19 protein-coding genes are annotated in these 20,325 nt (G+C 72.8%); 5 read left to right on the top strand and 14 right to left on the bottom strand.

The window, feature by feature from the left end:
* Window positions 1–36 precede the first annotated feature (36 nt).
* From H181DRAFT_RS06835 to H181DRAFT_RS06855, 5 genes are all read right to left on the bottom strand, one after another.
* Window positions 37–1,167 carry a carbohydrate kinase family protein gene (locus H181DRAFT_RS06835; RefSeq protein ID WP_045863313.1) on the bottom strand — a complete coding sequence of 377 codons (1,131 nt, stop codon included), beginning with the start codon at window positions 1,165–1,167 and terminating at the stop codon, window positions 37–39.
* Window positions 1,168–1,418: 251 nt separating this feature from the next.
* Entirely contained in the window at window positions 1,419–2,789 is a 1,371-nt protein-coding gene (locus H181DRAFT_RS06840) for a cation:proton antiporter (RefSeq protein WP_078895544.1), read from the bottom strand.
* Window positions 2,790–3,254: 465 nt separating this feature from the next.
* The gene (locus H181DRAFT_RS06845) at window positions 3,255–4,784 is read right to left on the bottom strand and encodes a potassium/proton antiporter (RefSeq protein ID WP_045863314.1); all 1,530 of its coding nucleotides are present in this window, start codon (window positions 4,782–4,784) and stop codon (window positions 3,255–3,257) included.
* A gap of 43 nt (window positions 4,785–4,827) precedes the next feature.
* Window positions 4,828–5,196 (bottom strand): hypothetical protein, encoded by a 369-nt coding sequence (locus H181DRAFT_RS06850; protein ID WP_045863315.1) that lies wholly within the window; start codon window positions 5,194–5,196, stop codon window positions 4,828–4,830.
* Between the two features lie 157 nt (window positions 5,197–5,353).
* Window positions 5,354–6,652 (bottom strand): ArsB/NhaD family transporter, encoded by a 1,299-nt coding sequence (locus tag H181DRAFT_RS06855; RefSeq protein WP_045863316.1) that lies wholly within the window; start codon window positions 6,650–6,652, stop codon window positions 5,354–5,356.
* A 381-nt stretch (window positions 6,653–7,033) separates the two neighbouring features.
* Between H181DRAFT_RS06855 and H181DRAFT_RS06860 the strand changes: the two genes are divergently transcribed.
* A complete protein-coding gene (locus tag H181DRAFT_RS06860; RefSeq protein WP_045863317.1) occupies window positions 7,034–7,987 on the top strand; it encodes a HAMP domain-containing sensor histidine kinase in 954 nt (317 codons plus the stop codon).
* Window positions 7,984–8,652 carry a response regulator gene (locus tag H181DRAFT_RS06865; protein WP_045863318.1) on the top strand — a complete coding sequence of 223 codons (669 nt, stop codon included), beginning with the start codon at window positions 7,984–7,986 and terminating at the stop codon, window positions 8,650–8,652. The genes H181DRAFT_RS06860 and H181DRAFT_RS06865 overlap by 4 nt, the downstream gene beginning before the upstream one ends.
* 99 nt (window positions 8,653–8,751) lie before the next feature.
* Here the strand turns inward: H181DRAFT_RS06865 and H181DRAFT_RS06870 are convergent, their stop codons facing one another.
* On the bottom strand, window positions 8,752–9,840 hold the full coding sequence (locus H181DRAFT_RS06870) for an S-(hydroxymethyl)mycothiol dehydrogenase (protein WP_045863319.1): 1,089 nt from the start codon (window positions 9,838–9,840) through the stop codon (window positions 8,752–8,754).
* 250 nt (window positions 9,841–10,090) lie between these two features.
* On the opposite strand from H181DRAFT_RS06870, the gene H181DRAFT_RS06875 reads away from it, so the two are divergent.
* Window positions 10,091–10,978 (top strand): HAD family acid phosphatase, encoded by an 888-nt coding sequence (locus H181DRAFT_RS06875; RefSeq protein ID WP_078895545.1) that lies wholly within the window; start codon window positions 10,091–10,093, stop codon window positions 10,976–10,978.
* A gap of 132 nt (window positions 10,979–11,110) precedes the next feature.
* Window positions 11,111–12,103 (top strand): pyridoxal-phosphate dependent enzyme, encoded by a 993-nt coding sequence (locus tag H181DRAFT_RS06880; protein ID WP_045863320.1) that lies wholly within the window; start codon window positions 11,111–11,113, stop codon window positions 12,101–12,103.
* A 252-nt stretch (window positions 12,104–12,355) separates the two neighbouring features.
* Here H181DRAFT_RS06880 and H181DRAFT_RS06885 read toward each other — a convergent pair whose 3' ends face one another.
* The 8 genes from H181DRAFT_RS06885 to hrcA form a co-directional block, all read right to left on the bottom strand.
* On the bottom strand, window positions 12,356–12,625 hold the full coding sequence (locus H181DRAFT_RS06885; protein WP_199810807.1) for a hypothetical protein: 270 nt from the start codon (window positions 12,623–12,625) through the stop codon (window positions 12,356–12,358).
* A 184-nt stretch (window positions 12,626–12,809) separates the two neighbouring features.
* The gene (locus H181DRAFT_RS06890; RefSeq protein WP_254666733.1) at window positions 12,810–13,670 is read right to left on the bottom strand and encodes an alpha/beta fold hydrolase; all 861 of its coding nucleotides are present in this window, start codon (window positions 13,668–13,670) and stop codon (window positions 12,810–12,812) included.
* 31 nt (window positions 13,671–13,701) lie between these two features.
* Window positions 13,702–14,658, bottom strand: a complete 957-nt coding sequence (locus tag H181DRAFT_RS06895; protein ID WP_045863321.1) for a ribonuclease Z — start codon at window positions 14,656–14,658, stop codon at window positions 13,702–13,704.
* 13 nt (window positions 14,659–14,671) lie between these two features.
* Window positions 14,672–15,049 carry a histidine triad nucleotide-binding protein gene (locus H181DRAFT_RS06900; RefSeq protein WP_045863322.1) on the bottom strand — a complete coding sequence of 126 codons (378 nt, stop codon included), beginning with the start codon at window positions 15,047–15,049 and terminating at the stop codon, window positions 14,672–14,674.
* A 121-nt stretch (window positions 15,050–15,170) separates the two neighbouring features.
* Window positions 15,171–15,926 carry a 16S rRNA (uracil(1498)-N(3))-methyltransferase gene (locus H181DRAFT_RS06905; RefSeq protein WP_045863323.1) on the bottom strand — a complete coding sequence of 252 codons (756 nt, stop codon included), beginning with the start codon at window positions 15,924–15,926 and terminating at the stop codon, window positions 15,171–15,173.
* Window positions 15,923–17,023: a nitronate monooxygenase gene (locus H181DRAFT_RS06910; protein WP_045863324.1), complete on the bottom strand. Its 1,101-nt coding sequence runs from the start codon at window positions 17,021–17,023 to the stop codon at window positions 15,923–15,925. The genes H181DRAFT_RS06905 and H181DRAFT_RS06910 overlap by 4 nt, the downstream gene beginning before the upstream one ends.
* A 156-nt stretch (window positions 17,024–17,179) precedes the next feature.
* The gene (gene dnaJ / locus H181DRAFT_RS06915; RefSeq protein WP_045863325.1) at window positions 17,180–18,313 is read right to left on the bottom strand and encodes a molecular chaperone DnaJ; all 1,134 of its coding nucleotides are present in this window, start codon (window positions 18,311–18,313) and stop codon (window positions 17,180–17,182) included.
* Entirely contained in the window at window positions 18,314–19,330 is a 1,017-nt protein-coding gene (hrcA, locus tag H181DRAFT_RS06920) for a heat-inducible transcriptional repressor HrcA (RefSeq protein WP_045863326.1), read from the bottom strand.
* Window positions 19,331–19,540: 210 nt separating this feature from the next.
* Between hrcA and H181DRAFT_RS06925 the strand changes: the two genes are divergently transcribed.
* On the top strand, window positions 19,541–20,314 hold the full coding sequence (locus tag H181DRAFT_RS06925) for an MBL fold metallo-hydrolase (RefSeq protein WP_254666734.1): 774 nt from the start codon (window positions 19,541–19,543) through the stop codon (window positions 20,312–20,314).
* Window positions 20,315–20,325: the final 11 nt, after the last annotated feature.

A 20,325-nucleotide genomic window follows, 5' to 3' on the forward strand; every position in this document is an offset into this window, starting at 1 on the left:
CCCGGGGAGGCCGGGCCGCGAGGGCGCCCCGTGCCGCTACGCCGTCGGCCTCCCGCGGCCGAAGCCGATGGTCGGGACGGCCCGGCGCAGCGCCGTCGGCCTGCCGCACCCCGTGAGCAGCGGGTCGAGGAAGGCGTAGGTGCCGGCGGCGTCGTACGGGCGGACCCGGCGCCACCAGGCGGCGATCTCGGCCCAGCCCGGCGCCGACAGCGAACCCCCGAACTCCTGGACGGAGAGCGCGGCCGTCAGCCCCGCGAAGGCCAGCCGGTCCGGTAGCGGCCAGCCCGCGAGGGAGCCCGTCACGAAGCCGGCGGCGAAGACGTCGCCGGCGCCCGTGGTGTCCAGGGCGTCGACGGGGACGGCCGGCAGCTCCGCGGTCTCGCCGGACGACGAGTCCACGGCGTAGGCGCCCTGGGCTCCGAGGGTGACGACGGCCAGCGGCACCCGCTCGGCCAGCGCCCGGGCGGCGGAGCGCGGGCAGTCGCGTCCCGTGTAGCGCATCGCCTCCTCGGCGTTGGGCAGGAAGGCCTCGCAGTGCGTCAGGTCCGGCAGGGAGCCGAGGTCCCAGCGGCCGGTGTCGTCCCAGCCGGTGTCGGCGAAGACGCGGCTGCCGTGGCGGGCGGCGGTGGCGATCCAGTCCTGGCCGACGCCGGGGGCGAGGGACGTCACGCACGCCCGGGACGGAGGCGGGCAGTCCGGGGCCTCCGGGTCGTTGGGGGCGCCGCCCAGGCCGGGGCTGGGGGAGGCCGCCGCCCGCTCCGGCCGGGGCGGGGCCTCGTGGCCGTGCGAGATCATCGTCCGTTCGCCCTCGTAGGCCATGGAGACCGTCACCGGCGAGTGCCAGCCCGGGACGGTGTGGGAGAAGGCGAGGTCGATGCCCTCGCCCCTCTCCAGCGACTCCCGGCAGTAGTCGCCGTACACGTCGTCGCCGAAGGCGGCGGCCAGGGAGGTGCGCAGCCCGAGGCGGGCCAGCGCCGTCGCCATGTTCGCGACGCCGCCGGGGCTGGAGCCCATGCCGCGGGCCCAGGACTCGGTGCCGCGCACGGGGGCGGAGTCGAGGCCGGTGAAGACGATGTCCAGGAAGACCGTGCCCGTCAGGTAGACGTCGCAGGCCGGATCCGCGGGGGTGCGGAGCGGGGCGAGCGGGTCGAAGTGGTGGCCGTGCACCGTCGTCGCGCCCGGCGCGTGTGCCGCTCCGGGCAAGCGGTCCGGACGGCCTCCGTCACGGGCGCCGTCTGTCTCCTTCCCAGCAGCCGAACTCACCTGGCTCCTCCGCTCCGTACCGTCCCCGCATCGAGTGGTGTCTCCGGTGTACCGCGCGACCGCGGCATCGGGCCAACTCGGCGCACGGAGCGCGCCGCGCTCCGCCGGACGGTGGTGCGCCGGGGCCCCGGCGCACCGCCGCCGCGGCGGGCGGGTCACCGGTAGGTGCTGGCGGCTCCGTCGGCCGAGTCGGCCAGGTCGTCCTCGGTGGCGGCATCCTCGTCGTCGTCCGCCGTGCCCGAGCGGCCCGCTTCGCCGCAGACGCAGCCGGTTCCCGAGTCGCCTCCGGCGTCCTCCGCTTCCGCCGCGTTCTCTCCGGCCGCCGCGGTCTCCCCGCCCGGCGCCTCGTCGCGGGTCGTCTTCGCGGGACGTGCGGGCGAGAGCCCCACGCGCCGCGCGAGGGGCTCCGCCCAGCGCGCGGTGAGCGGGCCGAGCACGACGAGGATCAGCACGTAGGCCGTCGCGAGGGGGCCGACCTGCGGTTCGGCGGCCGTCGCCAGGCCCGCGATGACGATGGAGAACTCGCCCCGTGCGACGAGCGTCCCGCCGGCACGCCAGCGCCCGGGGGACCTGATCCCGGCGCGGCGCGCGGCGTACCAGCCCGTTGCGATCTTCGTCAGTGCCGTGACGACGGCGAGGATCAGCGCGGGCAGCAGGACCGGCGGGATCTCCGAGGGTTCCGTGGAGAGCCCGAAGAAGACGAAGAAGACGGCGGCGAACAGGTCGCGAAGCGGCGTCAGCAGGTTGTACGCGCCCTCGGCGACCTCGTCGGACAGGGCGATGCCCACGAGGAACGCGCCGACGGCGGCCGACACCTGGAGTTCCTGCGCGATGCCGGCGACCAGCAGCGTCAGGCCGAGCACGACGAGGAGCAGCATCTCGGCGTTGTCGGAGGAGACCACGCGGCTGATCAGCCGGCCGTGCCGCAGCGCGACGTAGAGCACGGCTCCGACGGTGCCCAGCGAGATCAGCAGCGTGAGCGAGCCGCCGGCGAAGCCGACGCCTGCCAGGAGCGCGGTGAGGATCGGCAGGTAGACGGCCATGGCGAGGTCTTCGAGGACGAGCACGCCGAGGACGACCGGCGTCTCCCGGTTGCCGAGCCGTCCCAGGTCGCCGAGGACCTTCGCGATGACCCCGGAGGACGAGATCCACGTGACGCCGGCGAGGACGACGGCCGCCACCGGCCCCCAGCCGAGGATGAGGGCCGCCGCGGCGCCCGGCAGCGCGTTGAGCAGGAAGTCCACGGCGCCGGACGGGTATTGGGTCTTCAGCGTCGTGACGAGTTCCGACGCGCTGTATTCCAGGCCGAGCAGGAGCAGCAGCAGGATGACGCCGATCTCGGCGCCGGTCGCGACGAATTCCTCACTGGCCTGCAGCGGGAGGATGCCGCCGTGGCCGAAGGCGAGCCCGGCGAGCAGGTAGAGCGGGATGGGCGAGAAGCCCACGCGTCCTGCGAAGCGTCCGAGGAGGCCGAGGGCGAGGATGATCGCCCCGAGTTCGATGAGCATGGCTGTGGTGTTGTGCACGGGCGTCTGCCCTCCGGTGGTCGTCGGCGGCGGCGTACGTGCCTTCCCGTTGTTCCGACGGCGACGAGGCGGCGTCGAGACGGAAGCCGGGTACGGCGTGGTCGAGCGACCGGTGCTGGGGGCTGAGCCCGTAAGGCACCGGCCGCCCGGCTCGCCGGTGCCGTTTGTGGCGCCCGCGCGAGCGCGGTCGTGAGCGTCCGCGCATGCGGCCGCGGGGGTGCGCGATGCCGGAGAGGCGAGGTGGAACCGACGAGGAGTCAGCCGTGGATCGGCTGCGTCGATACATGGCTGGCCCCCCTCGCGGTGAGATCAGGACCGGCGTACGTGCCGGTCCGTGCATCTGGCAATCACCACACCAGGGTAATCGGTCGGTAAAGGGGGGTTCCTTCCAGGGCAAAACAAACCGGGTTCATCGCTGTGCGGCGGGCCTGGAGCGCGGGTTCAGCACGGGTCCGGCGCACGGGTTCAGCGCGGCTTCCCCACGGCCTCGGCCGCCGGCTCCGGATCGCCCTGCTCGCCGAACCAGCGGGCGAGCCTCCCGCGCCGGCCGACCGCGCGCAGCCGCCGTTCCGCGGCGTCGCGGGCGGCGGGCGTGGTGACGAGGAGGAGTTCGTCACCCACGCACAGCACGGTGTCCTGCCGGGGCACGATCACGGCGCCGTCCCGCACGGCGAGGGTGACGACCGTGGGCGGCGGCAGGCGGAGCTCGGCCACGGAGACCCCGTGCAGCCTCGATCCCGGAGGCACGGACACCGTGAGCAGGTCGGCGTCGAGTACGTCGAGCGGTGCCGTCTCCACCTGCACGTCCCGCAGCGCCCCGGCCTGGATCAGCCCGAGACGGCGTGCGATGACCGGCAGGAGCGGGCCCTGCACCAGCGTGAAGATGACGACGAGCACGAAGACGATGTTCAGCAGTTCCCGGGCGCCTTCCACTCCCCCGACGATCGGGAACGTGGCGAGGACGATCGGTACGGCGCCGCGCAGTCCCGCCCAGGAGACGAACGCCTGCTCCTTCAGCGGCACGCGGAACGGCAGCAGGCACAGCAGCACGGACACGGGCCGGGCGACCAGCAGCAGCACCAGCCCGACGCCGACGGCGGTGAGAGCCGCCGCCGGGAGTTCGCTCGGCGTGACCAGCAGGCCCAGCATGACGAACAGCCCGATCTGGGCGAGCCAGCCGGCGCCCTCGGCGAAGGAGCGCGTGGCGGCCCGGTGGGGGAGCTTGGAGTTGCCGAGGACGAGCCCCGAGAGGTAGGCGGCGATGATGCCGCTGGCGTTGACGGCTCCTCCCGCGGCGAAGGCGATGATGCCGAACCCCACGGTGGCCAGCGGGTACAGGCCGGTCGCGGGGAGCGCGATGTGCCGCAGGGCCGCGGCGCCCAGCCGCCCGACGATCAGGCCGACCGCGGCGCCGGCCGACAGCTGGAAGAGGACGCTGCCGGCGACGGAGCCGGCGCCGGGCAGCCCGTCGGCCGCGGTGCTGAAGACCAGTACGAGGATGATCGTCGGGGCGTCGTTGAATCCGGACTCGGCCTCCAGGAGCCCTTTGATCCGCTGCGGCAGCGGCAGCGTCCGCAGCACGGCGAACGTGGCCGCGGCGTCGGTGGAGGAGATGATCGCGCCGAGGAGCAGCGCCAGTTGCCAGTCCAGTCCCAGCAGCAGGTGTGCTCCGGTCGCGGTGACGGCCACCGACAGCGCCACACCGAAGAGCGCGAGCACCCCCGCGGGGGCGAGGAGCTTCTTGACGTCCTCCCAGGCCGTGGTCAGTCCGCCCTCGACGAGGATGACGGCCAGCGCTGCCGTGCCCAGCGCCTGGGCGAGCTGCGCGTCGTCGAAGTCCAGGCCGAGTCCGTCCTCGCCGACGACGACGCCGACGGCCAGGAAGAGCAGCAGGCTCGGCAGGCCGAGCCTGCCGGCGGCTCGCGCGCAGGCGATGCTGGCCAGCAGGACGCCACCGCCGACGAGAAGCGTCAGATACAGCTGCTGCAGGGTCACGGGGGACGTCTCCTGACTGGTCGCGGCGGAACGGCGTGCGGCGTCACGGCACAGGGGGCCGAGGGCGCCGGGGTCCGCCGGGTTCCTCGGCCCGCTCGGGCCGCCCGGGACGCTCGGGCGGCTGGGGCGGCCGGGGCCGCTGGGAGGGCTGGGACCGCGCGGGTCGCTGCCGCGTGTACTCGGGTGTGGCGAGGTGGCCGGCGACTCCCCCGAGGATCAGGCCCGTCGCGAGGAGGAGCCCGTCCCCGACGACGACGCCCGCGAAGAGCGCCGCTGCCCCCGCGACCGCGCACACCCAGGCCGCCGTGCGCCAGGCCCGGCGGGACGCTCCGGTGGGCGCCGGGCTCGCGGGCGGCCCGCTGTACGCGGGGCCGTCGTGACCGGCGGGTCGTCCGTCTTCGAAGTCAGCCATCGTCCTGCCTCCTGCCGGCGTCTGTGCGGGTCTGCCGTGACCTCCGCGGGGAGGTCCGGGCGGTGGACGTCAGAGGCGCCTCCTCGTGGTCGGCGTCGGATCGGGGGTCGGATCGGGGGAGGGTGGACGTCGGATCGGGGACAGGGCGGTTTCGGGGTCAGGCGAAGGCGAAGTAGCGCAGCCAGAGGTAGACGGCCGCGACGCAGACGGTCATGGCGGTGACGATCAGGCCGTACCGGGAGAACTTCCAGAAGGAGATGTGGTGGCCGCTGCGGTCGGCGATGCCGACGACGACCACGTTGGCCGAGGACGCGATGATCGTCGCGTTGCCGGCGAGGTCCGCGCCGAGGGCGAACGCCCACCACAGCACCCCCGCCTCGGCGGTGCCGCCGGAGGCGCCCACGATCTCGGAGACGATCGGGCTGACCGAGGCGACGAACGGGATGTTGTCGATGACCGCCGAGGGGACCACGGAGCCGAAGACGAGCGTCATCGCCGTACCGAACAGCTGGCCCTCGGTGGCTTCCGCCGCCATCTTGCCCAGGTCGCCGATGATGCCCGTCTGCACCATCGCGCCGACCATGACGAACAGGCCGGCGAAGAACGCCAGCGTCTCCCACTCCACGTCGCGCGCCACTTCACCGGCGTCGAGCCTGGAGACCGCCAGCAGCACCAGTCCGCCGGCGATGGCGACCACCGCGGGCTCGATGTGCAGGGCGGTGTGCAGCACGAAGCAGACCATCACCGCGGTGACCACCACTCCGCTGACGATGAGCAGCCTGGGGTTGGTGATGGCTTCCCGCTCGTCCATCTCCATGACCGTCTTGGCGCGTTCGGCGTCGTAGTGGAACGCGGAGCGGAACATCCACCGGCTCAGCACGGCGAAGAGCAGGACGAGCAGCACGGCGATGGGCGCCATGTGCACCAGGAAGTCGTTGAAGGACAGTCCGGCGCGCGAGCCGATGATGATGTTGGGGGGATCCCCGATCAGCGTGGCGGCGCCGCCGATGTTGCAGGCCATGACCTCGGCGATCAGGTACGGCACCACGGGGAGTCCGAGGCGCCGGCAGACCACGATCGTCACGGGTGCGATCAGCAGGACCGTGGTGACGTTGTCGAGCCAGGCGGAGAGGAACGCGGTCGCCAGGATCAGCAGCACCATCAGCCGGTACGGCCTGCCCTTGGCCTTCTTGGCGGCCCAGATGGCGACGTACTCGAAGATGCCCGTCCTCTTCAGCACCGCGACGATCAGCATCATCCCGAGCAGCAGGAAGATGACGTTCCAGTCGATGCCCGCGTGCGCGGAGAAGAAGGCATGCTCGGAGTCGGTGGCGCCGATGGCCAGCATCACCACCGCTCCCCCGAGCGCGGCTGCGACGCGGTGCACCCGTTCCGTGGCGATCAGGACGTAGGTGGCTATGAAGACCCCTACGGCGAGCCAGGCGGTGACGGACATCGACGTTCCCCTCTTGACGTGGACGTGGCGGCCCCACCGGCCGGCTGCGCCCACCGCGATCCCGCCTGCCCCGGAGCGTCCGCCGCCGCAGGGCGCTCGAGCGCCGGGCGTACGGGACGGGGGCTGGACTGGTGTCCATGATCTTTCGGGGCCCCCTCGCGGGACCATCCGTCGCGCCACCCATTTCCGGAGGTGGCGGACGTGTAAGGAGCTACGGGTCCACCGGGAGAAAATGGGTGCCGGCCCCGATGGACGGAACACGGGCGGAACCCGCAAGGTGGCAGTACGGCCAGCGGAACCCTCCGTCACGCGAGCCGCCCCGGCCGGGGCCCAGGGCCGGGCCGGAGGGCGCCGGTGCGGATGTGAGGAGGCCGTTGAGCTGTGTCCCTTTTCTGGCGGATCTTTTCGCTCAACGCCGCGGTGCTCACCGTGGCCACCGCCATGCTGCTGCTCGGCCCCGTCACGGTCTCGACCCCGGTGCTGCTCACCGAGGCGCTGGTCCTCAGCGCCGGCCTCGGGTCGATGCTCGTCGCCAACGGGATCCTGCTCCGGCTCGGCCTCGCCCCGCTGCAGCGCCTCACCCGCGCCATGACCACGACCGACCTGCTCCGGCCCAGGCCGCGTCCGGCGGTCGCGGGGCAGGGCGAGATCCCCGACCTGATCAGGACGTTCAACACGATGCTCGACCGGCTGGAGGCCGAACGGGCGGCCAGCGCGGCCCGCGCCCTGTCCGCTCAGGAAGCCGAACGCCGCCGTATCGCACAGGAGTTGCACGACGAGATCGGGCAGACGCTCACGGCCGTCCTGCTCGAGATGAAGCGGGTGGCGGACCACGCTCCCCCACCGGTGCGGGCCGAGCTCCACAGCGTCCAGGAGAGCACCCGTGACAGCCTCGACGAGATCCGCCGCATCGCGCGCAGGCTCCGCCCCGGGGTGCTGGAGGAACTGGGGCTCGTCAGCGCCCTGAAGTCGCTGACCGCCGAGATCCCCGCGCACAGCAGGATCAGCGCCCGGAACCGCCTGGAGAAGGACCTGCCCGCCCTGGAGGAGGAGACGGAACTGGTTCTCTACCGAGTCGCGCAGGAGAGTCTCACCAACACCCTCCGCCACGCCGACGCCCGCAACGTGGAGCTGACCCTCTGCCGCACCCCCTCCGGCCTCCAGCTCCGCGTCCGCGACGACGGCCGGGGGCTGCGGGGAGCGGCCGAGGGCGCCGGCATCCGCGGCATGCGCGAGAGGGCGCTGCTCGTCGGCGCCGAACTCACGGTCGGCGGCGCCCCGGGCGGCGGCACCGAGGTGCGCCTCGACGTACCGCTGAGAGGCGAGGCCCGATGACCGCGGCCACGCCGGCGGCGAAGACCCGCATCCTGCTCGCCGACGACCACGCGCTCGTGCGGCGCGGCGTCAGGCTCATCCTCGACAGCGAACCGGACCTGACGGTGGTCGCCGAGGCCGGCGACGGAGCCGAAGCCATCGAGAAGGCCCGTGCCGAACGGCCCGACCTCGCCATCCTCGACATCGCCATGCCGCGCCTGACGGGGCTGCAGGCGGCTCGTGAACTCTCCCGGCACCTGCCGGACATGCGCATCCTCATCCTGACGATGTACGACAGCGAGCAGTACTTCTTCGAAGCCCTCAAGTCGGGCGCCGCCGGCTACGTGCTGAAGTCCGTCGCCGACCGGGACCTCGTCGAGGCGTGCCGCGCCGCGATGCGCGACGAGCCGTTCCTCTACCCCGGGGCGGTCACCGCCCTGATCCGCAACTACCTGGACCGGGCGCGGGACGGCGACAAGCTGCCCGCCCGTGCCATCACCGACCGCGAGGAAGAGATCCTCAAGCTCGTCGCCGAGGGGCACACCTCCAAGGAGATCGCGGACCTGCTCCTGATCAGCGCGAAGACCGTCGAGCGGCACCGGGCCAACCTGCTGCAGAAACTGGGCCTGCGGGACCGGCTGGAGCTGACCCGGTACGCGATCAGGGCCGGCCTCATCGAACCGTAGGGCCGGCGAGGGTCCCGGAGCGGTGCGACGGCCACCCCGGGCGCCCCTCACGTCCGCCGCCGACGGGCCGGGGGTCCGCCCCCGGCCCGTCGGCGCGTGTCAGAACACCACGACCGAGCGCAGCACGTCTCCCGCCTCCATACGTGAGAACGCCTCCTCCACGTCGTCCAGGGCGATGCGTTCGGTGACGAACTTGCCCAGGTCCAGACGGCCCTGCTGGTGGAGGTCGATCAGCATGGGGAAGTCGCGTGACGGCAGGCAGTCGCCGTACCAGGAGGACTTCAGCGAACCGCCGCGGCCGAAGACGTCCAGCAGCGGCAGCTCCAGGCGCATCTCCGGGGTGGGCACGCCTACGAGCACCACGGTCCCGGCCAGGTCGCGGGCGTAGAAGGCCTGTTCGTAGGTCTCGGGCCGGCCGACCGCCTCGATGACGACGTCCGCGCCGAAGCCGCCCGTCAGCTCCCTGACGGCCTCGACCGGGTCGCTCGTGCGGGAGTTCACGGTGTGCGTGGCCCCCATGGACTCGGCCAGGGCGAGCTTGCGGTCCTCGATGTCGACGGCGATGATGCGGGACGCCCCCGCCAGCCGGGCGCCCGCGATCGCCGCGTCACCCACTCCGCCGCAGCCGATGACGGCGACGGTGTCGCCCCGTCCCACCGCCCCCGTGTTGATCGCCGCGCCGATGCCGGCCATCACGCCGCAGCCCAGCAGCCCGGCCACAGCGGGCGACGCCTCCGGATCCACCTTGGTGCACTGCCCGGCGGCGACGAGCGTCTTCTCGGCGAACGCGCCGATGCCGAGGGCGGGCGAGAGCGGCGCCCCCGAGCCGGCGAGGGTCATCCGGCGGCTCGCGTTGTGCGTGTCGAAGCAGTACCAGGGCCGCCCGCGGCTGCAAGCGCGGCACTGCCCGCACACCGCGCGCCAGTTGAGGATCACGAAGTCGCCGGGCTCCACCTCGGTGACGCCCTCGCCCACGGATTCGACGACTCCGGCTGCCTCGTGCCCGAGCAGGAACGGGAAGTCGTCGTTGATTCCTCCCTGCTTGTAGTGCAGATCGGTGTGGCAGACACCGCATGCCTGCACCTGGACCACGGCGTCGCCGGGGCCGGGGTCCGGCACCGTCACGGTCTCCACACGCACGGGCTCGTTCTTGCCCGGCGCGACGACTCCACGCACCTGCTGTGCCATCAGGCCCTCCGCAATCCGTCCGCCGCCACGTCGTCGTGGCGCGGCTCCCGTCTGTCTTCGCCCGTCCGACCGGGTGTCACGGCCCAACTCTGCCGTCCTGGGGGCGGACCGTCGACCATGCGGCCGGGTGTCGCCGTTGGGCAAAGTTCTCCTCTCGTACGTGGAGGAGGGGTACGGGCGTCTGTTAGCTTCCCCTCGCCCGGCGCCGGAACCGGCGTCCGACCAGCCCGACGTACCTGGAGCCCCCCACATGTCCAGCAACGACGACCGTTCGAAGCGCGTCGAGAACCCCCGTCCCCTGCGTGCGCTGACGGCCACTCGCGGCGCGCGCGTCGCCGCCCTCACCGTCGCCGCCGCGCTGGCGGGGACCGCCCTGTTCGGAGCAGGCCAGGCGACGGCGGACAACTCCGGCCGAGCCGGGGCCGAGCCGCCGGTGACGGACCGCGACATCCCCAACATCGACAAGGTCAAGGAGCAGATCGCGGACTACTACGGGGACATCGAGACCCCGGACGGCGAGCACTACGCATCCCCCGGGAGCGACTACGCCAAGCAGGTGCGCGGCATAGCGGCAGGCGCCCAGCGCGACCTGAAGAAGGCCCTCGCCAAACAGAGCGAGGGAGAGGACGAGGACGGCGGCGAGCGGCACGGGAAGAAGCCGGCGGTGGTCTTCGACGTCGACGACACCACGCTCCTCACCTACAACTTCGAGCAGCAGATCGGCTACAACTTCGACGAGAAGGCCCAGGACGAGTACCTGCGCACCACCGACATGGACGCGGTGTTCGGGATGAAGAAGCTCGTCAACTGGGCTCATGAGAAGGGCATCACGGTCTTCTTCCTCACCGGGCGCGCCGAGCACCAGCGGGACTGGAGCGTGCGCAACCTGGAGAACGTGGGCTACAAGGCTCCCGTCGACCGCAAGCACTTCTTCCTGAAGAACAAGGAGAACCCGCCGCCGTACCTGGAGTGCGGTGCGGACTGCACGACCGTCGAGTACAAGTCGGGTACGCGCAAGCACATCGAGTCCGAGGGCTACCGGATCCTCGGCAACTTCGGCGACCAGTTCAGCGACCTCAAGGGCGGCCACGCGGAGCGGAAGTACAAGATGCCCAACCCCATGTACTTCCTGCCGTAGCGGGAGCGCAGCCGCGGGTTTGGGGGCGAAGGCGCAGCCCGCTGCCGCTTCTGCAACGGCCCGGGTGAGGATGGGGCTCTCCGGCCCGCGGCAGCCGGAGCGCCCCATCCGCATCCGGCAGAGGAGCACCGCATGAGCAGCAGTCCGCCCACCGGCCCCGTCACCCTGCAGGACGTCCGCGAGGCCGCCGCCCGGCTGGAGGGGGTGGCGCACCGTACGCCCGTGCTCCACTCCCGCACGCTGGACCGGCTCGTGGGCGCGGAGACCTACCTCAAGTGCGAGAACTTCCAGCGCATCGGGGCGTTCAAGTTCCGCGGCGCCTACAACGCGATCGTGCAGCTTCCGCCCGAGCAGCTGTCGCGCGGTGTGGCGGCCTACTCGTCCGGGAACCACGCGCAGGCCGTGGCGCTGGCGGCCCGGGAGCTGGGCAGCAAGGCGGTCATCGTCATGCCGGAGGACAGTCCGCAGTCCAAGCTGGACGCCACCGCCGCGTACGGCGCCGAGATCGTCACGTACGACCGCTACACGCAGGACCGCGTCGAGTTGGGCGAGCAGCTCGCCGAGGAGCGCGGACTGGCCCTCGTTCCTCCCTACGAGAGCCCCCACATCATGGCCGGGCAGGGCACTGCCGCCCTCGAACTCCTGGAGAAAACAGGGGAGTTGGACGCGATCCTGGTTCCGGTCGGGGGCGGCGGACTGGCCGCGGGCACCTCGGTGGCGGCGACCGCGCTGCATCCGCGGATACGCGTCATCGGAGTCGAGCCGGAGGCGGGGGACGACACGCGCCGCTCCCTCGCCGCCGGGCACCGGGTCCAGCTGGACGACGTTCCGCGCACCATCGCCGACGGGCAGGGCGCCGTCACACCCGGCGAGTTGACCTTCTCCGTCAACCGACGGCTGCTCGACAGCGTGGAGCTGGTGAGTGAGAAGGAGATCCTCGCGGCGATGCGGTTCGCCTTCGAGCGTCTGAAGATCGTCGTGGAGCCGAGCGGGGCGACGGGCCTGGCGGCGCTGCTCGCCGGGCGCGTCGACCCGCTTCCGTCGCGCGTCGGCGTCGTCATCTCCGGCGGCAACGTGGGCATGCACCGCTTCATGGAGCTCATGGAGGCCGGCGAGCCGGCCTGAAGGGAGGGCCGGCGAGCCGGCCTGAAAGGGGAAGCCGGCGAGCCGGCCTGAACGCCGTCCGTCGGCGCGTGCGTGTGGGCCGGCGGTTGCGGCGAAGGCAAGAGCCGCATGGGGCGGCGCTGCACAAGGAGAACGGCCGGTACCGGGGTGCGGTACCGGCCGTTCCGCTCGACGGGCATCCCCTGGCCCCCCGAGTTCACGGGTCACCCCCCGCGATTCACGAAGGCCGGCTCCTCGCCGTCCGCGCCGCGCTCACTGGCAGCCCGCGGCCTGCCTGCGCTGCTGGATGAGGTCGATGACGGCCTGCCGGTTGGCGATCCGGGCCTCCGACTGCGCGTCCGGGTTCGCCTTCTGGGCGGCGATGAAGTTCTGGTTGTTCTGCAGGGCCTGGTCGAGTCCGGCGCACGCCTCGGCCGCCTGGCTCGTGCTCACCGTCACGGCGGCGATCCCCGCCACCATGGCGACGGCGCTCACGCCCGCGACGACCTTGTGCTTCCTGCTCATCCTCCGCTTACGGGACATGACTGCTCCAGTTCTGAAGTCGAACGGATCCGGTGTGCCCCCACGGCCCTTCGAAAGTACGGATACCGCGCGGCGGGCGCGGAGTTGTTGTCAGAGCCCAGCAAGGAACTTGACGCGGCGCCCGTGTTGTACGTGGCACCCTCTTGCCCCCGGTACCGGGCCCATGCGGCGGGAGGGCCCCGGCTCATCGCGCGAGGAAGTCCGCGATGGCCTCCGCGACGCCTTCCGCGTCGTCGTCGTGGACCCAGTGGCCCGCGCCCGGGAACTCCACGAGGCGGGTGCGCCCTCTGCGCCGGCACATCTCCCGCGCCGCTGCCGCGCTCAGCATCGGGCTCTCGCCCCCGCGGAGCAGCAGTGCGGGGCAGCTGGAGCCGAGCCAGTCGGCCCACCAGTCGCCGATGCCGCTGTCCTGCACGGCCATCATGTCGTCCCAGTCGAACAGCAGCTCCCAGCACGTCCCTTCGGGCGTCCGCCGCCGCACGGCGCTCTGCAGGAAGTAGCCGCTGTCCGGCACTCCGGCCGCTTCGATCGCCGCGCCCAGCTCCTCGCGGGACGCGGCCGAGCGGGGCCACCCGCGCACGTCCAGTACGGGGTGGGCGACCTCCGGGCTGCGCAGGACCGCGCCGATGTCCTCGACGATCAGCGAGGAGACCGACTCGGCGTGCGCGGCAGCCAGTTGGAGGGCCACGACGCCGCCCCGGGAGTGGCCGAGCACCGGCAGCGGGCCGAGGCCCAGGTGTTCGACGAAGGCCGCCGCGTCGGCGACGAACGCCCGAGCGCCGTAGTCGTCCGCGCGGGCGCTGTGCCCATGCCCCCGCAGATCGGGCGCGATGACGCGGAATCGGCCCTCCGCACGCCGCGCGAGTGGCGCGAAGACCGAGCCCCGGCCGAAGGTGCCGTGCAGTGCGAGCAGCGGCGGACCGCACCCGCCGAAGTCCTCCCACGCCACGGTGCGGCCCGCGATGTCGCTCACGTGGTGCGCCGGGGAAGCGCCCCGTGGCAGCGTCCCGTTCTCCCCTCCGCGCGGGGAACCCTCCTCGTTCACGTCCGCGACCGTACCCGGCGGAGGGGCGCGGTCAGCTGCGCCTTTTCGGTACGGGCACCCGCATCAGGTCCTCCGCCACCGTCAACTCCCCTTCGAAACCAGCCTTCCTGGCCTGCTCGGCGAAGAGCGAGGGGTCGGTGTAGCGCTGCGAGAAGTGCGTGAGGACGAGGCTGCGCACGCCCGCCTCCGCGGCCGCCCGGCCGGCCTGCCCGGCCGTGAGGTGGCCGTGCTCCTCGGCCAGCGGCAGGTCGTCGTCGAGGAACGTGGACTCGATGACGAGCAGGTCGCAGTCCTGGGCGAGCGCGTGCACCCCGTCGCACATCCGGGTGTCCATGACGAAGGCGAAACGCTGGCCGCGCCGGGAGACGCTGACGTCCTCCAGCCGCACGCCCCTCAGTTCGCCCTCGCGCTGGAGCCTGCCGACGTCGGGGCCGCGGATGCCCTCCGCCGCGAGCCGTTCCGGCAGCATGCGGCGGCCGTCTGGCTCCACCAGCCGGTAGCCGTACGACTCGACGGGGTGGGACAGCCGGTGCGCGGTGAGGACGAAGGGCGGGTCCTCCCCCGCCGCCTCGGCCCGCTCCCCGGAGGAGTCCGGGGCCGGCGCCACCTCCACCGCGCCCGGCCCGCCGACGGGCCGCTCGTCCAGACGCACGGTCTCCCGGTACGCGGTCGCGTGGCGCAGCCTGTCGAAGAAGCGCTGCCCGCTCGCGGGGTAGTGCGCCGTGACGGTGTGCGGCACCCGGTCGAGGTTGATGCGCTGGATGACGCCGGCGAGACCGAGCGAGTGGTCGCCGTGGAAGTGCGTGACGCAGATGCGCGTCAGGTCGTGGGCGGCCACGCCGGCGCGGAGCATCTGCCGCTGGGTGCCCTCGCCGGGATCGAAGAGGATGCCGTGCCCGTCCCACAGCAGGACGTAGCCGTTGTGGTTGCGGTGCCGGGTGGGGACCTGGCTTGCCGTGCCCAGCACTACCAGTTCGCGCTGCGACATGGAGGTCCGGCCCCTAGCCGGGCGGCCAGTTCAGGCCGCGCCCGCCGAGTACGTGGGCGTGCGCGTGGAAGACCGTCTGGCCCGCGCCGGCACCCGTGTTGAACACGATGCGGTAGCCGGAGCCCGGGCCCGTCTCCGAGGGGACGATGTTCTCGTCCTCGGCCACCGCGCCCGCCTCGGCCAGCACCTCGGCGGCGAGCTGCGGCTCGGCCGCGGCGAGAGACGCAGCGTCCGCGTAGTGCGCCTTGGGGATCACGAGGACGTGGGTGGGCGCCTGGGGGTTGATGTCGCGGAACGCGATGATCCTCTGCGACTCGCGCACGACGGTCGCCGGGACGTCACCCGCCACGATCTTGCAGAACAGGCAGTCCGCCTGGGGTTCTCCAGCCATGCAGGGATGCTACCTGTGCGGCCCGGAAGGGCACCCGCGTGAACCCTCGGTCCGCGGCCGCCGCGGAGCCCGGCGCCGCCCCGGACGAGGAGCCCCGGACAGGCCGCACGGAGCAGGCGGGTCAGGACCAGCGCCCCGAACGTGCCATCAGCAGCGCCGTCGCCGCCGTCCCGGCGGTGGAGGTGCGCAGCACCGTCGGCCCCAGCCGGTAGGACAGCGCCCCGGCCTCCTCGAAGGACGCCAACTCCTCCGGGGCGACGCCCCCTTCGGGACCCACGACCAGCACGATCCCGCCGTCCGCGGGGAGTTCGGCCGCGGAGAGCACCTCGCCGCCCTCCTCGTGCAGCACGGCGCCCAGCTCCGCGTCGCGCAGCACCCGGGCGACCTGTGCCGTCGTGGCGAGGTCCGCGACCTCCGGGAACCTCAGCCTGCGTGCCTGCTTGCCCGCCTCCCGCGCCGCGGACCGCCACTTGCGGAGCGACTTCGCACCGCGTTCGCCACGCCACTGCGTCACGCAGCGCGAAGCGGCCCACGGCACGATCCGGTCCGCCCCCGTCTCGGTCAGCATCTCCACGGCCAGCTCGCCGCGGTCGCCCTTCGGCAGCGCCTGCACGACGGTGATCAGGGGCCTGGGCTCCGCCTCCGTGCGTACGGAGGTGACCGCCACCTCCAGGCGGTCCTTGCCCGAGACGTTCTCGACGGTGCCCGCGACGCCCGCCCCCGCGCCGTCCGTCAGTACGACCTCTTCGCCCGGCCGCAGCCGCTTCACGGACACCGCGTGCCGCCCCTCCGGGCCCTCCAGTACGACGGTGCCGCCGCCGGAGCGCAGGGCGTCCGCCAGTTCCCCGCCGTCCGCCAGGAAGACCGGGGCCGTCATGCCCCGCTCCCGGGGACGCCGCGCTTCAGCAGCGCCTCGCGGGCCACGGTCAGCTCCGTCACCAGGACGTCCATCAGCTGCGCCGCCGGGAGGTCCCGCGCGAGCCGGTGGCCCTGCCCCGCCCACAGCGCCATCCCCTGCGGGTCCTTCGCCTTGGCCGCCGCCTTCCGCACGCTCGCCGTCAGATGGTGCACGTGGGGGTAGGCGGCCGGGGCGTACCGGCCGTGCTCCCTCAGGAAGCGGTTGACCAGTGCGCGCGCGGGACGTCCCGTGAACGCGCGTGTCATCGCGGTGCGGTTGAAGAGCGGGTTCGTCATGGCCTCCTTGTGCACCGGGTCGGCACCCGACTCCGGGCACACCAGGAAGGCCGTGCCGAGCTGCGCCGCGACGGCCCCCGCCGCGAGCACGGCGGCGATCTGCCGGCCGCGCATGACACCGCCCGCCGCGATGACGGGCAGCCGCACCGCGTCCTTGACGTGCTCCACGAGCGAGAGCAGGCCGAGGGCGCTGCCGGTGCCGTCCTCCTGCGGGTCGTCGCGGTGGGTGGCCTGGTGGCCGCCCGCCTCGGTGCCCTGCACGCAGACGGCGTCGGCCCCCGACCACTCCGCGACCTGCGCCTCACCGACGGAGGTGACCGTCACCACCGTGTAGGTGCCGCGCTTGTGGAAGCGCTCCAGCACGCCCCGCGTGGGGCAGCCGAAGGTGAAGGAGACGACGGGGACGGGGTCGTCGAAGAGGATCGCGAGCTTCGCCTCGTAGGCGTCGTCGGTGGCGTGGTCCGTGTCGCCGAGCTCCGTCTCGTACCACATCGCCTCGCCGCCGAGCTGGGCGCGGTAGCGCTCCAGGGAGCCCGCGTCGGCGTGGTCGGGCTGCGGCATGAACAGGTTGACGCCGAACGGGCGTTGGGTGAGTCCGCGCAGCTGCTTGATGTCCTCGTACATGGCTTCCGGCGTCTTGTAGCCGGCGGCGAGGAAGCCCAGTCCGCCCGACTCGCTGACCTTGCCCGCCAGTTCCGGACAGGACACGCCGCCCGCCATGGGTGCCTGCACGATCGGATGCTCCGTGAAGTCGGAGAGCGCGCTCAGCGGGATGGACATGCGTTCATCCTGCCACGCGGCACATCCACGCCTCGCGGGTACCGCCCCGCCCCGGAGCCCGCCGCCCCGGGAGAGCCCGGCACCCGCCGCGCAGGCACCGGCCGGGTGGGCGCGGCGGGGCGGCCCGAATCCGCGTGGACGTCAACCCGCCGCCGCTCAGCGGCCGTTGAACGCGTCCTTGAGACGGGAGAAGAGCCCCTGCTGGCCGGGCTGGAACTGCCCGGTGGGCCGCTCCTCGCCGCGCAGCTTCGCCAGCCGACGCAGCAGCTCCTCCTGCTCCGGCTCCAGGTTGTTCGGCGTCGTCACCTCGACGTGGACGATCAGCTGGCCGCGCCCGCCGCCCCGCAGATGCGTGATGCCGCGCTCGTGCAGCGGGATCGACTGGCCGGACTGCGTACCCGGGCGGATGTCGACCTCCTCCACGCCGTCCAGCGTCTCCAGCGGCACCTTCGTGCCGAGCGCCGCCGCCGTCATGGGGATGGTCACCGTGCAGTGCAGGTCGTCGCCCCGCCGCTGGAACGTCGAGTGCGACTTCTCGTGGATCTCGACGTACAGGTCGCCCGCCGGGCCGCCGCCCGGGCCGACCTCGCCCTCGCCCGCGAGCTGGATGCGGGTGCCGTTGTCCACGCCCGCGGGGATCTTCACCGTCAGGCTGCGGCGCGAACGGATGCGGCCGTCGCCGGCGCACTCGGGGCAGGGCGTCGGCACGACCGTGCCGAACCCCTGGCACTGCGGGCACGGACGCGACGTCATGACCTGGCCCAGGAAGGAGCGCGTCACCTGGGAGACCTCGCCCCGCCCGCGGCACATGTCGCAGGTCTGCGCCGAGGTGCCGGGCGCCGCGCCCTCGCCGCTGCAGGTGTTGCAGACGACCGCCGTGTCGACCTGGATCTCCTTCGTGGTGCCGAAGGCCGACTCCTCCAGGTCGATGTCGAGCCGGATCATGGCGTCCTGGCCGCGCCGCGTACGGGACCTGGGGCCCCGCTGCGAGGCCGTCCCGAAGAAGGCGTCCATGATGTCGGAGAAGTTGCCGAAGCCCGCTCCGCCGAAGCCGCCGCCAGCGCCGCCGGCACCGCCCGTCGGGTCGCCGCCGAGGTCGTAGACCTGCTTCTTCTGCGGGTCCGAGAGGATCTCGTAAGCGGTGTTGATCTCCTTGAACCGCTCCTGCGTCTTCGGGTCCGGATTGACGTCCGGGTGCAGTTCGCGCGCCAGCCTGCGGAAGGCCTTCTTGATCTCGTCCTGCGAGGCGTCGCGCTGCACGCCGAGGACCGCGTAGTAGTCCGCCGCCACTTACGACTCCGCGAGGATCTGTCCGACGTACCGTGCCACTGCGCGTACAGCTCCCATCGTTCCGGGGTAGTCCATGCGGGTCGGTCCGACCACGCCGAGCTTGGCGACTGCTTCGTCGCCCGAACCGTAGCCGACCGAAACCACCGACGTGGAACTCAGCCCTTCGTGGGCATTCTCATGCCCGATTCTTACGGTCATTCCGGGGTCTTTCGCCTCTCCGAGCAGCTTCAGCAGCACGACCTGCTCCTCCAGCGCCTCCAGCACCGGCCGGATCGTCAGGGGGAAGTCGTGCCCGAAGCGGGTGAGGTTGGAGGTGCCGCCGATGATCAGCCGCTCCTCCGTCTCCTCGACCAGGGTCTCCAGCAGGGTCGCGAGCACGGTCGAGACCGTGCCCCGGTCGTCGCCGTCGAAAGCCTCCGGAAGGTCCTGCACCAGGGAGGGTACGTCCGTGAAGCGCTGACCCACGACCCGGCTGTTCAGCCGTGCGCGAAGATCGGCGAGGGAGTCCTCGCTCATCGGGGCCGGGGTGTCGACGAGGCGCTGCTCGACACGGCCGGTGTCGGTGATCAGCACCAGCATCAGCCGGGCCGGGGCGAGCGAGAGCAGCTCGACGTGCCGCACCGTGGAGCGGGTCAGCGACGGGTACTGCACGACGGCGACCTGCCTGGTCAGCTGCGCCAGCAGACGCACCGTGCGCCCCACCACGTCGTCGAGGTCGACGGCGCCCTCGAGGAAGTTCTGGATCGCCTTGCGCTCCGGGGAGGACAGCGGCTTCACGCCGGCCAGCTTGTCGACGAAGAGGCGGTAGCCCTTGTCCGTCGGGATACGGCCCGCGCTGGTGTGGGGCTGCGCGATGTACCCCTCGTCCTCCAGGACCGCCATGTCGTTGCGCACCGTCGCCGGCGAGACCTGGAGGTTGTGCCGCTCCGTCAGCGCCTTGGAACCCACGGGTTCCTCCGTGCCCACGTAGTCCTGGACGATCGCGCGCAGAACTTCGAGCCTGCGTTCACTGAGCAACGCGCACACCTCCCGTCCAGCCTTGCCGCGCTCGCACTGGGGGCGCAGTGCCTCCGGCCGCCGGCCGTCTCCTGCGTCCTTGGCACTCTCCCCGACGGAGTGCCAGATCCCCTGGGTCAGTGTACGGCCGGTAGCCGTGGCCGGGGCAAGAGCCGCCCGATTGAAGGTACCGCGCGCACGGATTCCGGGGACTCCCGTTAGCGTCACCGCATGGCCGCAGACATGGAAGACGCGGGAACGCCCGCGGCCGGTGTGCGCTCCGCGAGCGGCTGGGAGGAGCTGGCGCCGGGTGTGGTGCGGCGCCGGCTCCCCCGCTGGGACGCGACGGTGGGCGCGGTGCGCGGCACGTCGGGGCTGCTGCTGGTGGACGCGGGAGCGAGCGTCGAGGAGGGCGCGCGCGTCCGCGACGAGCTGCTCGGCATGTTCGGGCTGCCCGTGACCCGTGTGGTGCTCACGCATCCGCACTTCGACCACGTACTGGGGGCGGCGTCGTTCACCGCGGCGCGGATCTACGCGGCCGGCGGCATGGACGTCCATCTGGCCGGCGCCCGCGAGGAGTTGCGCCAGGACGCGGAGCACCACGGCATGCCGGGGGATGAGGCGGCGGCGTCGGCGGAGTCCCTGGTCGTGCCCGGGCACACGGTCGGCGGCGAGCTCACGCTGTCGCCGGGCGGGCGGGAGGTGGTGCTGGTGGACCTGGGCGCCGCGCACAGCCCGCACGATCTGGCGGTCGTGGTGCGCGGCACGGGCGAGGGCGGCGCGGACGGCAGGACGGTCGTCTTCTGCGGAGACCTCGTCGAGGAGTCCGGTGAGCCGCAGGCCGGCCCCGACGCCGCGCCCGCCCTGTGGCCTGCCACCCTGGACCGGCTGCTGTCGCTCGGCGGGCAGGACGCGCTGTACGTGCCGGGGCACGGCGCCGTCGTGGACGCGGCTTTCGTACGCGCGCAACGGGACGGTCTGGCGCGGCGCTTCGCTCGGTCGTGAAGAATGCCGTC

Source organism: Streptomyces sp. WMMB 714, from assembly GCF_900090125.1.
Classification (GTDB): domain Bacteria; phylum Actinomycetota; class Actinomycetes; order Streptomycetales; family Streptomycetaceae; genus Streptomyces; species Streptomyces daqingensis.

Bases quoted from the DNA above. Each gene is read 5' to 3' on its own strand.
- H181DRAFT_RS06900 (WP_045863322.1), bottom strand. From the start codon at position 15,049: ATGGCTGGAGAACCCCAGGCGGACTGCCTGTTCTGCAAGATCGTGGCG.
- H181DRAFT_RS06850 (WP_045863315.1), bottom strand. From the start codon at position 5,196: ATGGCTGACTTCGAAGACGGACGACCCGCCGGTCACGACGGCCCCGCG.
- H181DRAFT_RS06910 (WP_045863324.1), bottom strand. From the start codon at position 17,023: ATGTCCATCCCGCTGAGCGCGCTCTCCGACTTCACGGAGCATCCGATC.
- H181DRAFT_RS06870 (WP_045863319.1), bottom strand. From the start codon at position 9,840: ATGGCACAGCAGGTGCGTGGAGTCGTCGCGCCGGGCAAGAACGAGCCC.
- H181DRAFT_RS06880 (WP_045863320.1), top strand. From the start codon at position 11,111: ATGAGCAGCAGTCCGCCCACCGGCCCCGTCACCCTGCAGGACGTCCGC.
- H181DRAFT_RS06865 (WP_045863318.1), top strand. From the start codon at position 7,984: ATGACCGCGGCCACGCCGGCGGCGAAGACCCGCATCCTGCTCGCCGAC.
- H181DRAFT_RS06925 (WP_254666734.1), top strand. From the start codon at position 19,541: ATGGCCGCAGACATGGAAGACGCGGGAACGCCCGCGGCCGGTGTGCGC.
- H181DRAFT_RS06905 (WP_045863323.1), bottom strand. From the start codon at position 15,926: ATGACGGCCCCGGTCTTCCTGGCGGACGGCGGGGAACTGGCGGACGCC.
- H181DRAFT_RS06885 (WP_199810807.1), bottom strand. From the start codon at position 12,625: ATGTCCCGTAAGCGGAGGATGAGCAGGAAGCACAAGGTCGTCGCGGGC.
- H181DRAFT_RS06855 (WP_045863316.1), bottom strand. From the start codon at position 6,652: ATGTCCGTCACCGCCTGGCTCGCCGTAGGGGTCTTCATAGCCACCTAC.
- H181DRAFT_RS06875 (WP_078895545.1), top strand. From the start codon at position 10,091: ATGTCCAGCAACGACGACCGTTCGAAGCGCGTCGAGAACCCCCGTCCC.
- H181DRAFT_RS06895 (WP_045863321.1), bottom strand. From the start codon at position 14,658: ATGTCGCAGCGCGAACTGGTAGTGCTGGGCACGGCAAGCCAGGTCCCC.